This window comes from Lentimonas sp. CC4, from assembly GCF_902728235.1.
Lineage (GTDB): Bacteria > Verrucomicrobiota > Verrucomicrobiia > Opitutales > Coraliomargaritaceae > Lentimonas.
The window spans coordinates 842,767-860,808 of the sequence record NZ_CACVBO010000001.1 but is presented as its reverse complement, the minus strand read 5'-3'; the positions used below and the strand labels follow the sequence as shown (position 1 = coordinate 860,808).

The following is an 18,042-nucleotide window of genomic DNA, read 5'->3' as shown; positions in this document are numbered from 1 at the left end:
GTAGATAACGTAAATTCCAACTGATACATCGATCCCTAGCTCCTGACGTTATGCTTAAACCAATCCTTGATGCTCTAATCGCCTTCCTAGAGGTGGTGTTTCCTTTCGAAGCTGGCACTGCCGAGTTTTATATCCTGCTGGGATGTGCAATTGGTGGCATGTTGATTGTGGCGCGGCTACTTTCAGGTGTTTTCAGTAGTTCGAAGGGGATCGTGATCACGGCTTTTGCGGTGATGATTCCATTGCTGCTGGCGGCCTTGGGCTATGTCTTGATTGAGCTGTATGCATTGCCTGAAATCCAAGCAGACTGGGCTGAGCAATTCTTGCCGTGGGCGACATTTGGCATCGTGTTTGTATTGGCCGGGGCGTTGGTCTCTTCCAAATTATGGGATTTTAGCAAAGTTTCGGCCGTGCTCGCGTTGGTGTTGGCTGGGTTCGCTGGTATGAGTCTTCAATATGCTGCTCAAGTGGTGATGGGCGTGGTCGATGCCGGAGGGAGTCAGGTCGAGAAGCGTGAGCGCGTGCTCGATGAGAGTATGGAAAATACGAATTAGTGGTGCTTTTTGTCCCTCGGACTTTGACAGGCAGATAAAAGCGTAGAACATGCGCGGTTCGTATGGCGCGCTTGTATCAACCACCTAAGAAAGGCTCCAACCTTGCTGTTAGCACGGTGTTAGGATTGGTGGCGGCGTTATTGATCTTCTTATTGATCCCGCTGGTGCAGTTTAGCGAGGTGCGGCCTGCTACGGCGCAACCGATCGAAGAGCTGGTGTTGGCAGTGCCGCCGCCACCACCTCCTCCGAGCGATCCGCCTCCGCCTCCACCTGAGGAAAAAGAGGAAACACCGCCGGAGTTGGACACACCGCCGCCGATGCCAAGTTTAGAGCAGCTGGAGCTGAGCTTAAATCCTGGAATAGGCGGAGAATTGACGATTGGTGACAGTTTGGATTTCAATTTTCAGGTCGAATCAGCCGAGCAGCTAATGAGCCGCTATGGGTTCGATGACCTCGATGAGGTGCCGCATGTTACCAGGCATGGGCGTATTCAATATCCTGTGCAGCTTCAGCGCCGGCGAGTGGAAGGTTATGTGCAATTACTGGTGTTTATCGATCCCAGTGGGCGCGTTGATGTGCAAGAGGTGCTTAATTATTCGCACAAGGATTTTGTGGCGCCGGCAAAGGCAGGCGCTGCGGCGACGCGTTTTTCCCCGCCGATACGGAACGGGCAAGCGGTGAGCGCGAAATATTCCTGGCGCATTGAATTTTCGCTGAATCGCTAACTGAAATGTCGCTGGTATTTTAATCTGGAAACCTAGCGTTATTTTTTGATAGTGCTAGAGCTGCATCACTAACTTATAACTACTTATTATTATGTCAGACAAACCAGCAGGATCAGAAAAGAAAATCGCAGCAGGTATTTTGGGAATTCTCCTTGGAGCTTTCGGAATCCATAAGTTCGTTCTAGGCTACACAAAAGAAGGCATTATTATGCTTCTTTTAACTGTCATCAGCTTGGGTATGCTTGGCTTCATCACTGGTATCATCGGTCTAGTTGAGGGGATCATCTACTTGACTAAGACAGACGAAGATTTCGTCGCGACTTACATCAATGGTAAAAAAGGCTGGTTCTAGACTGTCGTTCTTTTGATTTTTCTAAAAGCCGTCCTGTTACTGGGCGGCTTTTTTGTGTTCATCGTCAAACAGAGGGGAAGCTCGTGCAATGAAGCAAAAACATGGTAGCGAACTCGCGCTAGCGAGGTCGACCACTACACGATTCCCCGCCGAAAAATAGACGCGACTGGCGTCGCATCGCTACAGCCGATTTTATATCAGTGCGAACCTGAGGCGAAAAATCGAATTGCAGACCTCGGCACTTCTCAGTTCTGTGGTGCGCATGCCTACTTTTACCGCGATTGATTTTGAAACGGCGCAGCCAGCGCGCTCCAGTATTTGCCAGGTTGGGCTCGTCCGAGTGGAGCAGGGGGAGGTGGTTGATCAGCTCAGTATTCTTGTGCAGCCGCCAGAGAACACTTACAGCTATTGGAATACGAATGTGCATGGGTTGACGGAGTCGGACACTTATAATGCGCCGTTTTTTGATGCGGTGTGGCCGCAGATCCGTGGCTATATCGAGGGGCGCACGTTGGTGGCGCACAATGGTGCCTTTGATTTTTCCTGCCTGCGTAAGACCTTGGAGTTTTATGGCATGGACGAGCCGAGCTACGAGCCAGCATGCACCTACAAGATCTATAAGAAGAAGTTGAACCTGCTGTGCGACGAACACTGCATCCCGCTAGATCACCATGATGCCCTGTCGGATGCGAAGGCTTGCGCGGAGCTGTATCTGCGGCATCTGCGCGGGTAGGGCGAGGGCTCATGTGCTATTAACGGTTATCTCCATTTACAAAAAAAGCCGTATCCAATGGATACGGCTTTTTGTTAAGTATTTGCGTATGCAATGTCTAGTCGATCAGTCCGTCGCGGCGTAAGAGCGCATCGGGATCGGGGTTGCGGTGCATGAAGTTTTTAAACAGCAGCGCGGGATCCTCGGAGTTGCCTTTAGCTAGGATTTCGTTGCGGAAGGCGCGGCCAGTTTCGGCGTTGAGGATACCTTCTTTCTGGAAGCGGGTGAACGCGTCGGCGTCGAGCACTTCGGCCCACTTGTAGCTGTAGTAGCCTGCGGCGTAACCGGTGGGGCTGCTGAAGAGGTGGCTGAAATTGAAGACGTTCGATTTCGGTTCGGTCTTGCGGGCTGCGTTATAGCCGTCGAGCTGCTTTTTGATGAACGCGTCCAGATCCTTCTTCTTCGTCTCTGGCCAGTTAATATGTAGCTCTAGGTCCATCTTACCGAAGGAGAGTTGGCGCACGTTGGCGCTGGCCTTCATGTAGTTGCGCGCGGCGAGCATCTTGTCGAAGAGGTCCTGCGGGATGGCGTCACCTGTTTCGTGGTGGCGGGCGAAGAGGTCGAGGCTTTCGCGATCCCAGCACCAGTTCTCGAGAATCTGTGAGGGAAGCTCGACGAAATCCCATGGCACGTTGACGCCATTGAGTGACTTAACTTCGACTTCGCCGCAGAGGTGATGGAGTAGGTGGCCAAATTCGTGGAAGATCGTTTCGACCTCACGGTGGTTGAGGAGTGCGGGTTGATCGCCAACGGGTGGTGTTAGATTGCCGCAGATCAGTCCAAGGTGTGGTGTGCGTGGGCCGACGGATGCATCGCGGTTGCCAGTGAGCAGATAGTTCATCCATGCGCCGCCGCGCTTGGACTCGCGCGGGTGCCAGTCGGCGTAGAAGGAGCCGAGCTGCTCGCCAGAGTCGGCGTCGAATAGGTCGTAGAATTTGACCTCTTCGTGCCAGACCTCTGGGAGGGCTTCTGAGGCTTGAGAGCTGAGGGCTGAGGACTGAGACTTGGGTTCGGCTGACGGCGCGGAGGCCGTCCCTCCCGCGGTTGCGCGCTCTTCGATGCGGAGGCCGAAGATTTGCTGGGCGATGTCGAACATGCCGGAGATGACTCGGTTGATCGGGAAGTAGGGGCGCAGGGCTTCTTCGTCGAAGTCGAAGTTGGCGAGGCGTTGCTTCTCGGCCCAGTAGCCGACTTCCCATGGTTCGAGCAGTTCACGTGGCTCTTTGGTGGCGTCGGCTTTGAATTGGCTCAATGCGTTCGTCTCTTCGACGAATTGATCTTGGATTTTATTAAAGATGGCGTTGCCGAATTTGAGCGCAGCGTCGCCTGAAGCAGCCATGCGGCGTGAAGTGACGTGGTCGGCAAAGTTGTCTTGGCCGACGATCTGAGCGAATTCGTGGCGTAGGTCGAGGATTTCGCGGACGAGTTCGCGGTTGTCGTATTCGCCCTCGCGGCCGATCGTGGCGTAAGCCTGCCAAAGCTCTTGGCGCAGGCTGTCGCTATCGGCGTAGGTGAGCACTGGGATAAAGGAGGGCGCTTGGAGTGTGAAGCGCCATGCGTTTTCGTGTCCCTTTTGCTCGGCATTTTGCTTGGCTGCGGCGACTGCGGATTCGGGTAGGCCGGCGAGTTCGGCTTCGTCGGTGACGATCTTTTCCCACGCGTTGGTGGCGTCGAGACAGTGCTCTGAATAGCTCTGTGTCAGCTCGGCGAGGCGCTTTTGGACTTCCCCGGCGCGTGCTTTTTGCTCGGGTGGCAGGTCGGCGCCTTGCTCGCGGAAGTCGGCGAGTGTTTCGTGGATGTAGCGCTGCTTGGTAGGTGAGAGCTTGTCGGTTGCGAGGCTTTCGCCGTAGGCCTTGAGGGTCTTCCAGAGTGTTTCGTTGAGTGGGATGCCAGCGAAGAACTCGCTCACCTTGGGTAGCATCGCGTTATGCGCGTCGCGTAGTTCGGGGCTGTTGTTGACCGAGTCGAGGTGGCTGACGAGTCCCCATGCGTGGTTGAGTGGTTCAAGGCCGTCGTCGAGCGCAGCGATGGTGTTCTCGTAGGTCAGCGTTTCCGGTGCGTCGGTGCTGCGTGCGGCAACGGCATCGACGGCGGCTTGAGCGTCGGTGAGTGCTTTGCTAATGTCTGTCTCGATGTGATCGGGCGTGAGTGTCGACCAACGAATGTGAAAGTCTTTTTGGAGAAATGGATGCATAGGAGAATTAGGAATTAGGAATGGAGAATTAAGAAAATAGTCTGAAAAGTGAAAGAGTTTGTTACTGATAGTGGCAACTACGGATGCTAATTATGCAGGTTGAATTTGTTAAAAATCTTTGCGCGTGTGTTGGTTTTGGGCATGTTGTTGGGCTATGACACTACAAAAAGCGATTTGTCACCATGAGTTTGGAAAACCTCTAGAGGTATTACGACTGGAAGAGGTCGAGCAACAGGAGCCTGCTGCGGGTGAAGTTCGGGTGCGTTTGTTAGCGGCGACGATTAACCCGTCGGATTATGGTATGATCGGCGGTAGCTACGGACGTTTGCGTGAGTTGCCTGCAGTCGCTGGGCGTGAGGGTGTTGGCGTGATTGATGCGCTGGGGCAAGACGTGTCGAGTGTGGAAGTGGGGGCGCGTGTTCGCTTTCCCGAAGAGGGTGCTTGGCAAGAAACGGCCTGCATCCCTGTGGCGGACTTGCAAATGGTGCCGAATGATGTGCCTGTTGAGCAGGCGGCGATTTCTTTTATTAACCCACCGACAGCATATTGCTTGCTGAAGAAGATCGTGGATCTGGCTCCAGGCAGTTGGGTGGTGCAAAATGCAGGTAATTCCGCTGTGGGGTTGAGTGTGATTCAGATGGCGAAGGCGATGGGCTTTAAGACTATTAGTCAGGTGCGCCGTGAGGAGCTGGTTGAACCGTTGAAGGCAATGGGCGCCGACCATGTCGTCGTTGAAGGCAGTGGTTGGCCGAAGCAGGTGAAGGAGTTGACTGGCGGAGAGCCGATCCAGTTGGCACTAAACTCTATCGGCGGTGCGAGTGCGAGTGATCAAATCAAGGCGTTGGGCGAAGGCGGCACGCATGTGACTTTTGGCGGTATGGTGGGCGACCTCGTTCGTTTTCCGACTCGTTTCCTTATTTTTAATGATGTGCGCTTGATCGGATTCTGGTGGGATAAGTGGTGCAAGAAGCTGGGAGCTGAAGGCCGCGATGAGGTAATGAGTGCGGTGTATGCTATGATGCGCGATGGCACTGTGAAGCTGCCAATTGAGGAAACGTATTCGTTTGAGCAATTCGCTGACGCTTTGAAGCACGATAAGCAGCCACGCTTGGGCAAGGTCTTGCTCAAGCCTTAGATGGAGTGGGCAGTGGGAAAGTCGAGTTGCTGTGACTTGTTTGTTGCAGGGGGGCGGATCACTGCTAAACGTCTCTGCATCATGTTCCTGCCTCGATTTGCTCTAGTTGCATCATTATTCGCTTTGCTCCTCGTTTCTGCCTGCACGCCTAGTGGCGTTGAAGTGGTGGGCGAGACGGATGAGAAACAGTATCAGTTAGCCAAGGGGTATCAGGGGCAAGGTCGCACGGAAGATGCGTTGAGTGCTTTTCTGCGTGTGATTGATGCGCGGCGTGATGCGCCAGAGTCTCATTTCGAGGCCGGCTATATCTATTTGCATTCGATGAAAGATCCAGTGCGTGCGATTTACCATTTCGAGCGCTACTTACAGTTTAAACCACAGGCACCACAAGCGACGCAGGTGCGTCAATTGATCGAAACCGCACAGAAGGAATTTGCACGGCAATTGCCTGCTCAGCCGTATCAGGGGGATCTCGATCGGATTGATTTGATGGAGCTCGTGAAGAGTTTGAAGGTCGAGAACGATAGTTTGAAGCGTGATTTAGTGGCTGCTGAAAAGCGCGTGCAGCAGTTGGAAAATGTCGTGGGTGGTGCACGACGTGTGCCGACTGCGCAGACAACGGTGACGCAGTCGCTCCAGCAGACTCGACAGCCGGTGCAGCCGCAAGCGACGGCGCCGGCTCCCGATCCGGCGAGCGCGCCACGTAGCTATACGGTGCAGTCCGGCGATTCGCTCAGCGGTATTAGTCGCAAGGTGTATGGCACGCCGTCGCGTTGGATCGATATTTATCAGGCAAATCGCGACCGTCTCTCGAGTGAGAATGCGCTGAAGGTCGGGCAGGATCTTCGTATCCCGTAATGCGTGTCTTTGACGTATGCGGCAGGTTGGTCTTTAAGTGTTAGATATGGAGTGCTGCTTTTTTGATTATAATGCGACCTCACCATTGCGGCCTGAGGCGCGTGCGGCGTGGTTAGCGGCTACAGATGACCTTTGGTTGAATCCGTCGAGTCCCTATCGTGCGGCGGCTCGGGTGCATGCACATTTAAATGCAGCGCGTGCGCGTGTTGCGGAGTTATTTGAAGTGGCTCCCGAGCGTGTGGTGTTCAACTCCGGTGCAACTGAGGGGAACAATGCTGTATTTGCGCATTGGGCGGCGACGTTGCCTGCGGATGCGCGGGTCGCGGTGAGTCCGACGGAGCATCCGAGTGTGGTGGAGGCGGCGAAGCAGACCTTTGGCGAGCGTGTGGATTGGTTGATGCTCGATGTGCACGGTGCAGTGGATCTCGCGGCGCTGCAGGAATTGCTCAATCAAGGCAAGGTCATGGCTTTGTCAGTTATGGCGGCGAATAATGAGACTGGGATTTTAAATGACTGGCAGCGCATCGCAGAGGAATGTCGCGCGCAAGGGGTGCAGGCTCATTGTGATGCGTCGCAATGGATCGGTAAGTTGCCGCTGTCGGGCTTGGGCGCTGGTGATTTTGTGACGGGGTGCGCACATAAATTTGGTGGGCCGCGAGGTGTCGGGCTGGTTTTGCTGCCAGAGGCGAATGCGGGTTTTACGTCGCTGCTCGGCGGTGCGCAGGAGTCTGGGCATCGTGCGGGCACAGAGGATGTGGCTGGCGTCTTAGCAATGGTCGCTGCTTTGGAGGAGGTGGAGCATGGCTCCGCTGAGGGGCGGGACATCTTTCTCGAGGAACTCAGTCAGGTGATGCCATCGGTTGAGGTGGTCGGGCTTGAGGTGGAGCGCTTGTGGAATACGGCGCTGTTGATCTTGCCTGAGTTTGCCAGTGTGCGCTGGATACGTGCGTTGGAGAGGCGCGGCTTTTTAGTCTCAGCTGGTTCGGCGTGTTCGACGGGCAAGCAGGGGGCGTCGCCAGTGCTTGCGGCGATGGGGCTGGAGGCAGATGTGATGCGCCGAGTGCTACGCGTCAGTTCTGGATGGACGACAAGCGTGGAGGATTGGCGGGCGTTGGCCGTGGCGATCGTCGAATGCTACGCGACGCTTCGGTCAGAGGCGGATCGTTCACCATCGACGGTGATTTCGATTTAACAGGATACGGTTGTTATGCGTTTTCTAAATCTCCGTGTGCAGGATTTTCGTAATGTTGAGTTTGCGGAGCTGGATCTATCGGCGAACCGCACCTTTCTGCTCGGTGCGAACGGGCAGGGGAAATCGAATTTGCTAGAGGCACTTGGGCTGGTGACCGCGCTGCGCTCGTTTCGAACACAGAGTATGTCGGCATTGCCGCGGCAGGGCTGTGATGGTTCGTTTGCTGCGGTGTATGAAATCGAGCACGATGTTGAAGGCCGAACGGAGCTGGAGCTACATGCTGGCAAGTCGGGGCGCAGTGTGAAGATCGATGGCGAGCGTGTTTCGCGGTTGGGGGACTTCATTGGGCGGTTCCCTGTGGTGCCATTAAGCTCGGGCGATTTGATGTTACTGCGTGGTTCACCTGCGGAGCGTAGGCGTTTTGTGGATCTGACTCTTTCAGCGATTGATCCGAGCTATTATCATGCGCTGCGGAACTATCATCGTGGCGTGGCGGAGCGCAATCGACTGCTGAAGAAGGGGGGGAGTGCCGCGGAGTTGTCGGCGTTTGAGGCTGAGATTGCACCGCATGCGGTCGCTGTCTCGACTAAGCGTCGTGCCGAGATGCAGCGTTTGCGCGAAGTGTTGATTGCGGTGTATGCAGATATTGCTGAGTTGGATGAAGGGCCCGAGTTAGAGTTTAAGGTCAATGCCGCGTGCCCCGATGTGGAATCGGTGAGCCGAATGCTGCACGATGGTCGCAAGCGCGATGAGATCATGGGCTCGACGCAGAAGGGGCCACACCGTGATGACTTCAATCTCTCTTTAAGCATTGGTGGCGCGAAAGAGTATGCCTCTGACGGTCAGCAGCGTGGGCTTTGTGTCGCGCTGCGTATCGCGCAGGCACGGATCTTTCAGGAGCGCCTCGGGCTGACTCCTGTTTTGTTGGCCGACGATGTGTTGGGCGAGCTCGACCCGTATCGTAAGGCCGGGTTTTGGCGTGCCTGTCCGCCCGAGCTTCAGATCATCGCGACTGGCACAGAGTTGCCAGAAGCGAGTTCAGAATGGGCGATCTGGAAAGTGACGAATGGGCAATTTACTCGTTAGTCTTGAGGGAGTTGTAGCTCTTCAATTACAGTTAGTTTACCCTCTGGATCACAGTTGGCTCGTAGGCCGATGAAGCTTTCGTGGTATTTGTCAAAATAGGGCCAGATCAAGGTGTGGTCGGTTTCGGGAATCTTCAGTTGGTCAATCGCATCGCGGCTGAAGAATTCAAAGTGTCCTTCATCGATTGCGCAGGGCAGGCTGTCAGTCGAAATGCGGCAATCGAAGAGAAACATCAGCCAATGGCCTGCGCCTTCGTAGCTTTTTTCGGAGACGTAGCCGAAGCAGTGCAGGTCGGTGTCGGAAAGCTCGAGGCCGACTTCTTCGTGTGCTTCACGGCGGGCGCATTCGTAAGGAGATTCGCCAGTAGCCATGTCGAGCTTGCCGCCAATGGGGCTCCAGCAGCCTTTATTAGGAGATTTTAATCGCTGTATCAGGAGATGTTCGCCTTTTGCGTTACGGATGAAGATGAGTGCGCTTATTTTAAAAGGAAGTGGCGTGGTCATAAGTGCTTACGATTCTTAAGGCTTGGTTTGGCGCAAGTGTAATCGGGATGATCGCTACGAATGGCGGGCACCTATGATGCTGATATTTGTATAAAAAATGTTTAAAGTGGCACTGATTTGACTGAGAGAGAGAAAAGTGCATTAAAACGGCAACTTTTCACTGAGAAAGTGATTGCTATGCGCCAAAACACTACATAACCACTATAGCTTCTGTCGCGCCTCTACGCGACACTTCAGTCTGTCCCCAAGCTGTAAATGTCAAAATACTTCACCCCATTCTGTCTGTTTCTGGTCTCGTCATCAGTAGCTACTGCGTGTGTGGAGATGAGGGCAGGATTGACTGGAGTTCAGTTACTTCGAGCTTTCATACGCATCTAATTTTTATACATGAGTAGTTCTAAACGGTTAATTATAAATTGTGGTGCCAGTCGAGTGACTGCTGCCGTTATCTCATCGCATGGTGGGAGTCTTCAGGTCGACAAGTTGGTTACGGAAGACCTCCAATACGACTTGTCAAATGAAGACGCGATCTTACCGAGTATTGGAGAGGCGCTTAAGGCCCTTGCTCATACTCATAAGCTTTCCGGTAAGGCGACGTTGATTGTTCCTGGCAATCAGATCCTTACTAAGACGATCCGTATTCCGCATATTGAAGAAGCGAAACGTGCGCAGATCATCGCATTTGAGGCGCAGCAAAACATTCCATATCCGCTACATGAAGTGGTATGGGATAGCCAAGTCGTCGGCGATGACGGCGTGGAGACGGAGGTGCTTTTCATTGCGGCTAAGTCCAGCATGGTGGATGAGTTTTGTGGCTACGTCTCTGCGGCCGGATTTACAGTCGATAGCATTAGTGCTGCGACGGTGCTCGACTACAATACGCTGCAATTCGCCTACCCCGAGTTGGATGACGATGTGTTACTGATCAACATCGGCGCGCGTTCGACGAATCTACTTTTTCGCAATCCGGATGGTTTCTTTGTGCGTAACATTCAGTTGGGTGGTAATTCACTCACGCAAAACATTGCTGATAGTCTCGGTAAGCCATTTGCACAAGCTGAGGCGGTGAAGCATAAGTTCTTTGCTGAGGATAATGGTTACTCTGCGGATGATTCAGGTGCGAAACTGCTGACATCCTGCTCTGAGTCGTTCATGCGCCGCATGAGCCAAGAAATTACACGTTCGATCGTGAACTACCGCCGCCAGAAGGGTGGCGCTGCTCCAAAGCGTATTTTGCTGAATGGACGTGGTTCGCTCCTGAAGGGATTGGCGGAACAACTCTCGACAACTCAAAAAGTCGAGGTTGAGTTCTTTGATCCACTTCAAAACGTGACCTTGGATGGTTCGATTGATACTGAGATGGAAGTGCTACGCTTGCAAACGAGTGAGATCATCGGTGAAGCGTGTCGCGATATGATTCCGAATGCTGCGGGTGTGAATTTGCTGCCGGAAGCGATTCAGTCTGCGATGGCATTCTCTCGGAAGAAGCCATTTATTCTCTTAGCTGCGGCCTGTCTTGCATTGGCGCCGTTCCCAGTCCTTGTCGCATATATGAATGCGAATGCTGCGTATTCGGATCAAGTGCAGACGATTCAGGCGGAACTTCAGCCGTTACAGTCGAGCCAAGCTCAAATTCGCAAATTCCAAGAACAAGCGGAGGCGACCAGTCAAGCGATTCAACGTGTCGAAGGTTTAGTGAATTCGAAATCGAATTGGATTAAGTTTTTCGCTGAGTTGCAAGGGAGCCTGCACCTCGCAGAAGACGTTTGGTTGGATAAGCTGAACGTCCTGCGTGAAGCGGCAGCCGATGGTCAGTCCTCTTATGAAGTCGTTGTCGAAGGGCAGTTACTGGTGCGTGATTCTGCAAATGGTGTAGAGGACGTCGATGTGGATGCATTAACTGAGCAGCTGAAAAAACTGCGTTCTAGCTTCGAAGATTCTGAATTTATTGTGTCCTCTCATTCGCCTGTCGTTACATGGACGAAGTTGCAAGATGAAGGCCTCAATGTTCTCCCTTTCACTATTAACTTGGTCGTGGATGCGGCTAAACCACTATAATTCCTATGGGTTTATTTAAGAAAAATCCCGTATTCTGCATCCTCTGTGCTGTTGGTGTGCTCGCTTTTGTGGGTGGCACTGCGCTGGTGGTGATGGAGTCCGGCAAGTTAGCTACGTCGAAGCGGCAAGTAGAGAGTGCAGATAGCCAAATCAAAGGTCTATTATATGCGACTCCTGCTCCGACTTCGGAAAATGTGCAAGCCGCGCAGAAAAATGCAGAAGAGTTAAATGCCAAGCTGCAAAGTATGCGAGATGACTTGCAACGTGGCTCACGTCTCACGGTTTCCAGTGATGGCACGCGTGTGATGGCTGGCTTGCAACGGTATATGTCAAGTCACCGGAGACGGGTTGCGAATCATAAGAATTCGGATGGCGTAAAGGCTGAGATTGTAGTGCCGAATGGTTTTGCATTTGGCTTTGAGAAATACGCATCTGAGACGAAAATCTCAGATGATGCAGCTATTATTCCGCAGTTGGATAAGCAGCGTCAGATCCTACGTTATATTTTAGATCAGCTTATTAAGTCTGACCCTGCTGGAATTCAAGTAGTGGAACGTGAAGTATTGGAGCAATCAGCAACTGCAGATGGTGGGTTTAAGATTAATCCAGCCATTTCGGCTCGCGTCCCTGGCGCCATTGATACGCTCGCGTTTCGTGTCACTTTTACTGGGTATACCCCGTCGTTACGCAAGTTTTTGAATAAGCTGGCAGAGTTCGAATTGCCACTCGTTGTGCGCAGTGTCGAAGTCGATCGCCCGACTGTGAGTGCCGCAGGCGCAAAGAAGAAGGGCAAGAAGGCGGCCAGTAATATCGACGACATTTTCAGTGTCTTTGGTGGCGCTTCTTCGAGTGCTGACAAGCCAGCCGAAACCAAGTCGGCAGCAAACAAAACCCCTGTTATTTCTGACACGGAATCTAGCTTTACCGTGACTCTTGAATTTATCGAAATCATCCTGCCCTCTAATTCCGAGGAGAACTCAAACTAATCGCACATGAATAAAATATACGATAAACTGCTCCTTGCAGTGGCGATATTGGCACTCCTCGCGGGTGTTGGGTTTTACGTTATGAAATCTGGAGAGCTCCCTTCGGCTACGCCGCAGGTTGGTCAGCCAGGCGATGGCCTGTATGAGCCAATTCCAGTGCCGATTTCTACGGAAGTTCCAGGCGTTTGGCCGGATGCCGTTCAGACTTCAGCGCAGGCGAAGGAGTCGCCTCTGGAGCTTTACGACGTCTTCACACCGCCTAAGATTTGGATCGATAAGAATGGAAACTTCATCTTTGAGTCTCCGATCCTTCCGCCCACTAAAGATATCCCATTTGGCCTTTACCTCGCTGCAATCGAGCGTGAACCGTATCGCATCCAGCTAGAAGGCTACATTGAAGATGATCTAAAGGATGCGTCTAAAAGCCTGTTGCTTCTTTATGATGAAGAACTGCAACGCCAGGTGCGTGCGCGCGTTGGCAAAGAGAAGCCGAAATCCGAGTTCAAGTTGATTGATTTCACTATCGAGCGTGTGAAAGACAAGGACGGCAATACCTCTAAGATTGCGTCTGCTACCTTGCTGGATCAACGCACTGGCGAAGAGGTGACTTTAGTTCACGGAGAGCGTCTTTATAATGATGTGGTGACTGTCATTTTACGCTCGAATGAGGACGCTTCAATCGAAGTCGTTTTGCAAGAGGCGCCAAAAGCGTTTGAAACAAAGCTAGGTAAATACAGCTTAGAGCAGATAAATCTTGAAGATTCGAGTGTCACAGTGAAGAAACAGGGCGACGAAAAACTAGAATTAGAAGAAGAGATCAAAGAATTGCAACTCAGCGCCCCAAGCGAAGAGACTAAATCCCCCGAAGAAGTAGAAGAGAAAGAAGACGCGAATAGTGACGTGTTTGATTTCGCATTCTAATCTCAAAAACATTTAACAAACAGCAACATTGCTTAATCTAAATATGAAAAAATACCTCGCAGCACGAAAGCGCATGTCCGCCATCTTGATGGCTGGTGCGCTTGGAACTTTTACTTTCGTCGCGCCGCAAATGGCCGATGCACAAAACGCTTCGGAGAAGGTTCAGCTGATGGCTGAGACACTCCGTGCTCGCGACTCCGGAAATCTGGGGCTCGCCAAAGAAAAAGCAGAGGAGCTGATTAAAATCGCCCCTGAGGATGAGAATGTTCAGCGCCTACTTGCTTCAATCAATCAGGATTTAGATCGCGAAGTAAGTGGTGATGCTGTTTACGGCCAAGCGGGTGATGCGTCGGTTGATGTCATCATGCAGGCTCCTAGCGCTTCTGCTGCAGATTCTATTGTTGCAGCAGCAGCAGCAGACCAAGATATGAAGATCGCGGCGGCTGAAACTGCAATTGAAGAAGCAAACAAGCTTGCAGAACTCGGTGCATATACCGATGCCGCAGGGCTCCTTGCGGCTGCGAATGCAAGTCTCACTCTCAATACTTCTACTGCTGACGTCTTAGCGGACATCCAAGAAGCGCAAGCGGAAATCGTTTTAACTGAAGCGCGTGCGTTGGCCGCTGCTGGTGATGCAAAAGGTGCTGAGGCACTGCTTGAAGAGTATCGCGCAGCAGGTGGTCAATCCAAAGATGCGAATGAATTGGCGGCTGATCTCAATCGACAAATCTCCAATCCATACGACCTAGCAATTCAAGATATTAGTCCAGACTATGTCGCGCAAACTAAGGTAATTCGCGATCTCCTTACACGTGGGCGTGCGCAGTATTTGAATGGTGACTACGATGGCGCTTCTTCCACATTCAAAGAAGTCGAAGCCCGTGATGCAAACAACGCAGAAGCGAAGCTCTTTCAAACTCGTATTGCTGAAATTCTCGGCGATATCCACGCTCAAAACCAATACAAGACTCGTGAGCAAATGCTGACTGAGGTCGATCAAAGCTGGGAGCGTCCTAAAGTCTTTGATGTCACTGGCGGTGGCCCAGTTCAGCCAAAAGAAGATACTGGCATCTTGCAAAAGATGAAGGGTATCGTGATTCCTCAGGTAAACTTCTCCGGTATGGAGCTGACTCGTGTGATCGACACACTGTCCGAGCTTTCGGTTGAGTATGATCCAGAAGGCGTCGGTGTGAACATCGTGCCACTCTTTGATGCGAATGAAAGCAATCCACGCGTGAACATTAGCCTGCGTAACTTGAACTTGGATCGTATCCTTGAGTTCGTCACGCAACAGGTGAACTTCGCCTACAACGTCGGTGGTGATGCGGTTACCGTAGCGAAGAGCGATGCCAATGATGGTGTCTCTAATAGCATCACGGAATTCTTCCCAATCTCCCGTGCAACTGTCATCCGCTTGACTGGCTTCCGTGATGGTGGTGGTTCGAGTGGTGGCGGCCCCGTTGATCCATTTGCTGCGCCGTCTGCTTCGAGCTCAAGCGCTCCGTCGCAAAACGACGAAGTCGTCGCGCTTCAAAGCTTCTTCCAGAGCGCGGGTGTGAACTTCGATATTCCAGGTGCAAGCCTCGCATTTGATGGTGAGCAACTCATCGTCACGCAAACCAGCCGTAATCTTGAGCGCATGCGCGTGATCCTTCGTAACTATAACGAAGTGAAGCAAGTTGAAATCGAATCGAAGTTCCTCGAAGTCCAACAGGGTGATCTCGAAGAACTCGGCTTCGACTGGACCATTGGTGATAGTGCACAATTCATCTTGGATTCAAATGGTGCACCGGTATTGGATCAATATGGCAATCCTACCTATGATAATGCGCGTCAGTTCAGCACTCAGAATCGTAACCTGAGCTCTGCCTTCACAACCGGCGTCAGTGCATCTGCAGTGCGTGTGAATGGCGAGATCGAAGCAGTCAATGCGGCTCCGAATCTGACTTCTGTGATTGATCTGGCGAACACTGCCACTAGCGTCTTTACCTCTACGGGATGGACTGTTGCGGGTGCAGACGTCGATCTAGCGATCAACGCCCTCTCACGTAAGACAGGCAGTGATTTGATGAGTGCTCCGAAAGTCACCGTGCTTTCCGGTAAGCGTGCGACAATCACCGTTGCTCAAGAACTTCGTTACCCTGAAAGCTATGGCGACATCGAGTCGACTGTTTCTTCCGGTAGCAATAACTCCACGACTGGTAGCGGCGGTGGAGGTATCTCTATCACAGCCGGCACTCCGCAAGACTTCGTCACTCGTAATGTTGGTGTTGAAATGACAGTGACTCCAAATGTTGAGAACGATGACACTATCAGCCTCATTCTTGAGCCACGTGTCACTGAGTTCGAAGGATTCGTTGAATATGGTGGCCCGAGCGTTGCGATTCAAGGTGACTTGACTGTGACGGTTCCTGCTGGTTTCTATCAGCCGATTTTCTCTACTCGTGAGATTACAACTGAAGTCACTGTGTTTGATGGTGCGACAGTTGTGATGGGTGGTTTGACTCGTGATGAAGTGAAGACTGTGAATGATAAGGTTCCAGTTCTTGGTGATATCCCAGGCATCGGTCGCCTCTTCCGTTCGGAAGGTGAGTCCCGTCAGAAGCGCAATCTGTTGATCTTCGTCACTGCGAATCTCGTCAGCCCTGGTGGTTCTCCATCACGTCAGAACTATCGTAATGTGAACGCGAACTCACTGTTCCAGAATCCAACGATCATGACGCCGAGTGGCACTGTGAATCGTTCGATCGAAACCGTGGCAGAGTAAGCTTTCTGCTAGTCCATTTACAAAAGCCCCGTTCGGTATCCGAGCGGGGCTTTTTTCTGGTTCATCGTCAATTACACTGTGTGAGGAACAGTCGAGACCTGAATCACTCTGCTGAAATGGATCCCTCGTTTCCATTGCGGCACAACAGTTCCTGTTTACGTTCTCTCAGTAGTGATCAACGAGTAGTAGGAAGTGCCTTGCTAATCACTCATGCTACCAATGTGTAACGCTTTCTAGCAATACGATCCTGCTCTGAAGCGAAGTTTCGACGATTAGTGTAGACTCAGTTGCTCAGGATGGCACGTCGCCACGGTGCTTAGCACTGGAGGACTAACGGAAGTGCTAGCATCCAATTAAATAACTCAAAGGTCATTTATGATCCAGGAAGTGTGGGGTGATCGCGACGAGCTTGCCAGCGGTTGGTATATCCGGCGTAAACTGTATGAGGTTTGAGACTGAATTGCAGTGGAATGCACCGCGGTATGGGTATCTCAACCTACGAGGATAAGATCCTGCAACGCGCTATGGTGATGCTGCTGGAGACGATCTACGAGGGAGAGTTTTACGACTTTTCCTTCGGGTTCCGACTAGCAAATCACCGCACCATGCTCTCGCATCCCTGTATGCCCTAAGCTATGAACAAGATGTGGCTTACGTGCTCGACGTCGATTTACGCAAGTATTTTGACACCATCGCTCATACGCATCTGCGCGAGATACTCCATCACAGGGTGGGAGACGGCGTGATCACGCGCCTGATAAAGAAAATGGCTAAAAGCTGGCGTTTGGGAGGAAGGTCACGTGCATACTCCCGAAGCTGGCAGGCCGCAAGGGGGTGTCATAAGCCCCTTACTCAGTAATGTATACCTGCACACCGTCCTTGATGATTGGTATCGTCAAAGACATCCAGTCGCACCTGCAAGGCAAGTCCTTGATGGTGCGCTACGCCGATGACTTCGTTATGGGATTTGCTAATAAGGGCGAGGCCGAATCAATACTGGAGGCATTGAAGGAACGCTTCGCCGCCTACGGGTTGCAGAACCATCCAGAGAAGACGCGACTGGTGCAGCGGAAGACCTCCGCTAAACGCTTCCGCTGCTCTCTGAAATCAATCAAAGAGTGGGGCTGGAAGCATCGCCATCTGTCCTTGAAAGAGCAACAGGAACAGATCAACCGGAAACTTAGTGGCCATAGGCTACTATGGGATAACAGGGAACATCCGAAGCCTAAAGCGTTTGCGTAATGAAGTGCATAGGCACTCGCGTCAATGGCTAGGGCGACGAACCCCGAGGGGGTCAATGAACTGGGATCGCTTCAATTCGCTACTGGTAAACTATCCCTTAATTCCTCCGAAGATCATCCACGGCTATAAGAATATCCCCAGCGTGAGGAACCATGTGTGTTAATCGTGTTCGCTGGCGCCTTCCGAGCGCAGCGACACTTATTATGCCCTTGGGTGCAACCGAAAGGCGGAGCCATTTGGCGAATCGAAGATTGTTCATAAAGCACTAATATTCAGCTCCTAACTACTGCCTTCTAGCTTCTAACTACTCTTTTAAGGTTAATCAGAGGTTCTAAATACATACTGCCTAAATACTTGGGTGAGGTCTCGAACTAGGAATTGAGTGTTAGGTCATTCGCCATTTTGGCAGTGGACTGGATGGACGTTAATTAACGGTTTAAGAATCAGAGCCCATGCCAACTGCCGAATCTAGGATTATACGGTTTTCTTAAATGTTTGATCCTTACCTTTCATTCTCCCGTAGCCTCAGTTCAATGATTGATCGATGTGTGTTACTTCCATGTATGAATCGGCAACAATGTAGGCAAAAAAAAGCTGTGCACACCGCCACGTGTGACATGGGAAACTGGCTATTCAATTGGATATCTTCCGGCACGCGAACACGCTGGCATTATCTACACCATCATCTAAAATTGCA

General features: G+C 51.9%; 16 protein-coding genes. 14 read left to right on the top strand and 2 right to left on the bottom strand.

The features are described 5' to 3' along the window. Positions 1 to 50 precede the first annotated feature (50 nt). The 4 genes from GZZ87_RS03800 (at position 51) to GZZ87_RS03785 (ending at position 2,364) form a co-directional block, all read left to right on the top strand. Positions 51 to 554 (top strand): hypothetical protein, encoded by a 504-nt coding sequence (locus tag GZZ87_RS03800; RefSeq protein WP_162027448.1) that lies wholly within the window; start codon positions 51 to 53, stop codon positions 552 to 554. A 62-nt stretch (positions 555 to 616) separates the two neighbouring features. Further along, positions 617 to 1,279, top strand: a complete 663-nt coding sequence (locus tag GZZ87_RS03795; protein WP_162027447.1) for a TonB family protein — start codon at positions 617 to 619, stop codon at positions 1,277 to 1,279. A gap of 91 nt (positions 1,280 to 1,370) precedes the next feature. After that, on the top strand, positions 1,371 to 1,631 hold the full coding sequence (locus GZZ87_RS03790) for a TM2 domain-containing protein (protein WP_162027446.1): 261 nt from the start codon (positions 1,371 to 1,373) through the stop codon (positions 1,629 to 1,631). Between the two features lie 262 nt (positions 1,632 to 1,893). After that, positions 1,894 to 2,364 carry a 3'-5' exonuclease gene (locus GZZ87_RS03785; protein ID WP_162027445.1) on the top strand — a complete coding sequence of 157 codons (471 nt, stop codon included), beginning with the start codon at positions 1,894 to 1,896 and terminating at the stop codon, positions 2,362 to 2,364. A gap of 97 nt (positions 2,365 to 2,461) precedes the next feature. On the opposite strand, the gene GZZ87_RS03780 is transcribed toward GZZ87_RS03785, so the two are convergent. Next, on the bottom strand, positions 2,462 to 4,597 hold the full coding sequence (locus tag GZZ87_RS03780; RefSeq protein WP_162027444.1) for a M3 family metallopeptidase: 2,136 nt from the start codon (positions 4,595 to 4,597) through the stop codon (positions 2,462 to 2,464). A gap of 154 nt (positions 4,598 to 4,751) precedes the next feature. Here GZZ87_RS03780 and GZZ87_RS03775 point away from each other — a divergent pair, with 154 nt between their 5' ends. The 4 genes from GZZ87_RS03775 (at position 4,752) to recF (ending at position 8,868) form a co-directional block, all read left to right on the top strand. Further along, a complete protein-coding gene (locus tag GZZ87_RS03775) occupies positions 4,752 to 5,732 on the top strand; it encodes a zinc-dependent alcohol dehydrogenase family protein (RefSeq protein ID WP_162027443.1) in 981 nt (326 codons plus the stop codon). Between the two features lie 123 nt (positions 5,733 to 5,855). After that, positions 5,856 to 6,590, top strand: a complete 735-nt coding sequence (locus GZZ87_RS03770) for a LysM peptidoglycan-binding domain-containing protein (RefSeq protein WP_162027442.1) — start codon at positions 5,856 to 5,858, stop codon at positions 6,588 to 6,590. Positions 6,591 to 6,636: 46 nt separating this feature from the next. Continuing rightward, complete coding sequence (locus GZZ87_RS03765; protein WP_162027441.1) at positions 6,637 to 7,782, top strand: aminotransferase class V-fold PLP-dependent enzyme; 1,146 nt, start codon at positions 6,637 to 6,639, stop codon at positions 7,780 to 7,782. 15 nt (positions 7,783 to 7,797) lie between these two features. Further along, the gene (gene recF / locus GZZ87_RS03760; protein ID WP_162027440.1) at positions 7,798 to 8,868 is read left to right on the top strand and encodes a DNA replication and repair protein RecF; all 1,071 of its coding nucleotides are present in this window, start codon (positions 7,798 to 7,800) and stop codon (positions 8,866 to 8,868) included. Here recF and GZZ87_RS03755 read toward each other — a convergent pair. Further along, positions 8,865 to 9,371, bottom strand: coding sequence for an NUDIX domain-containing protein (locus tag GZZ87_RS03755; RefSeq protein WP_162027439.1), 507 nt, complete (start codon positions 9,369 to 9,371; stop codon positions 8,865 to 8,867). The genes recF and GZZ87_RS03755 overlap by 4 nt on opposite strands. Positions 9,372 to 9,758: 387 nt before the next feature. Between GZZ87_RS03755 and pilM the strand changes: the two genes are divergently transcribed. From pilM to GZZ87_RS03725, 6 genes are all read left to right on the top strand, one after another. Then, positions 9,759 to 11,429 (top strand): pilus assembly protein PilM, encoded by a 1,671-nt coding sequence (gene pilM / locus GZZ87_RS03750; protein ID WP_162027438.1) that lies wholly within the window; start codon positions 9,759 to 9,761, stop codon positions 11,427 to 11,429. A 5-nt stretch (positions 11,430 to 11,434) separates the two neighbouring features. Continuing rightward, complete coding sequence (locus GZZ87_RS03745; RefSeq protein ID WP_162027437.1) at positions 11,435 to 12,415, top strand: Amuc_1100 family pilus-like protein; 981 nt, start codon at positions 11,435 to 11,437, stop codon at positions 12,413 to 12,415. Between the two features lie 6 nt (positions 12,416 to 12,421). Continuing rightward, positions 12,422 to 13,336 (top strand): hypothetical protein, encoded by a 915-nt coding sequence (locus GZZ87_RS03740; RefSeq protein ID WP_162027436.1) that lies wholly within the window; start codon positions 12,422 to 12,424, stop codon positions 13,334 to 13,336. Positions 13,337 to 13,379: 43 nt separating this feature from the next. Next, positions 13,380 to 16,103 (top strand): type II secretory pathway, component PulD, encoded by a 2,724-nt coding sequence (locus tag GZZ87_RS03735; RefSeq protein ID WP_162027435.1) that lies wholly within the window; start codon positions 13,380 to 13,382, stop codon positions 16,101 to 16,103. Positions 16,104 to 16,585: 482 nt separating this feature from the next. Next, on the top strand, positions 16,586 to 16,735 hold the full coding sequence (locus GZZ87_RS03730) for a hypothetical protein (RefSeq protein WP_162027434.1): 150 nt from the start codon (positions 16,586 to 16,588) through the stop codon (positions 16,733 to 16,735). Positions 16,736 to 16,961: 226 nt separating this feature from the next. Next, positions 16,962 to 17,345 carry a reverse transcriptase domain-containing protein gene (locus GZZ87_RS03725; protein ID WP_162027433.1) on the top strand — a complete coding sequence of 128 codons (384 nt, stop codon included), beginning with the start codon at positions 16,962 to 16,964 and terminating at the stop codon, positions 17,343 to 17,345. Positions 17,346 to 18,042: the final 697 nt, after the last annotated feature.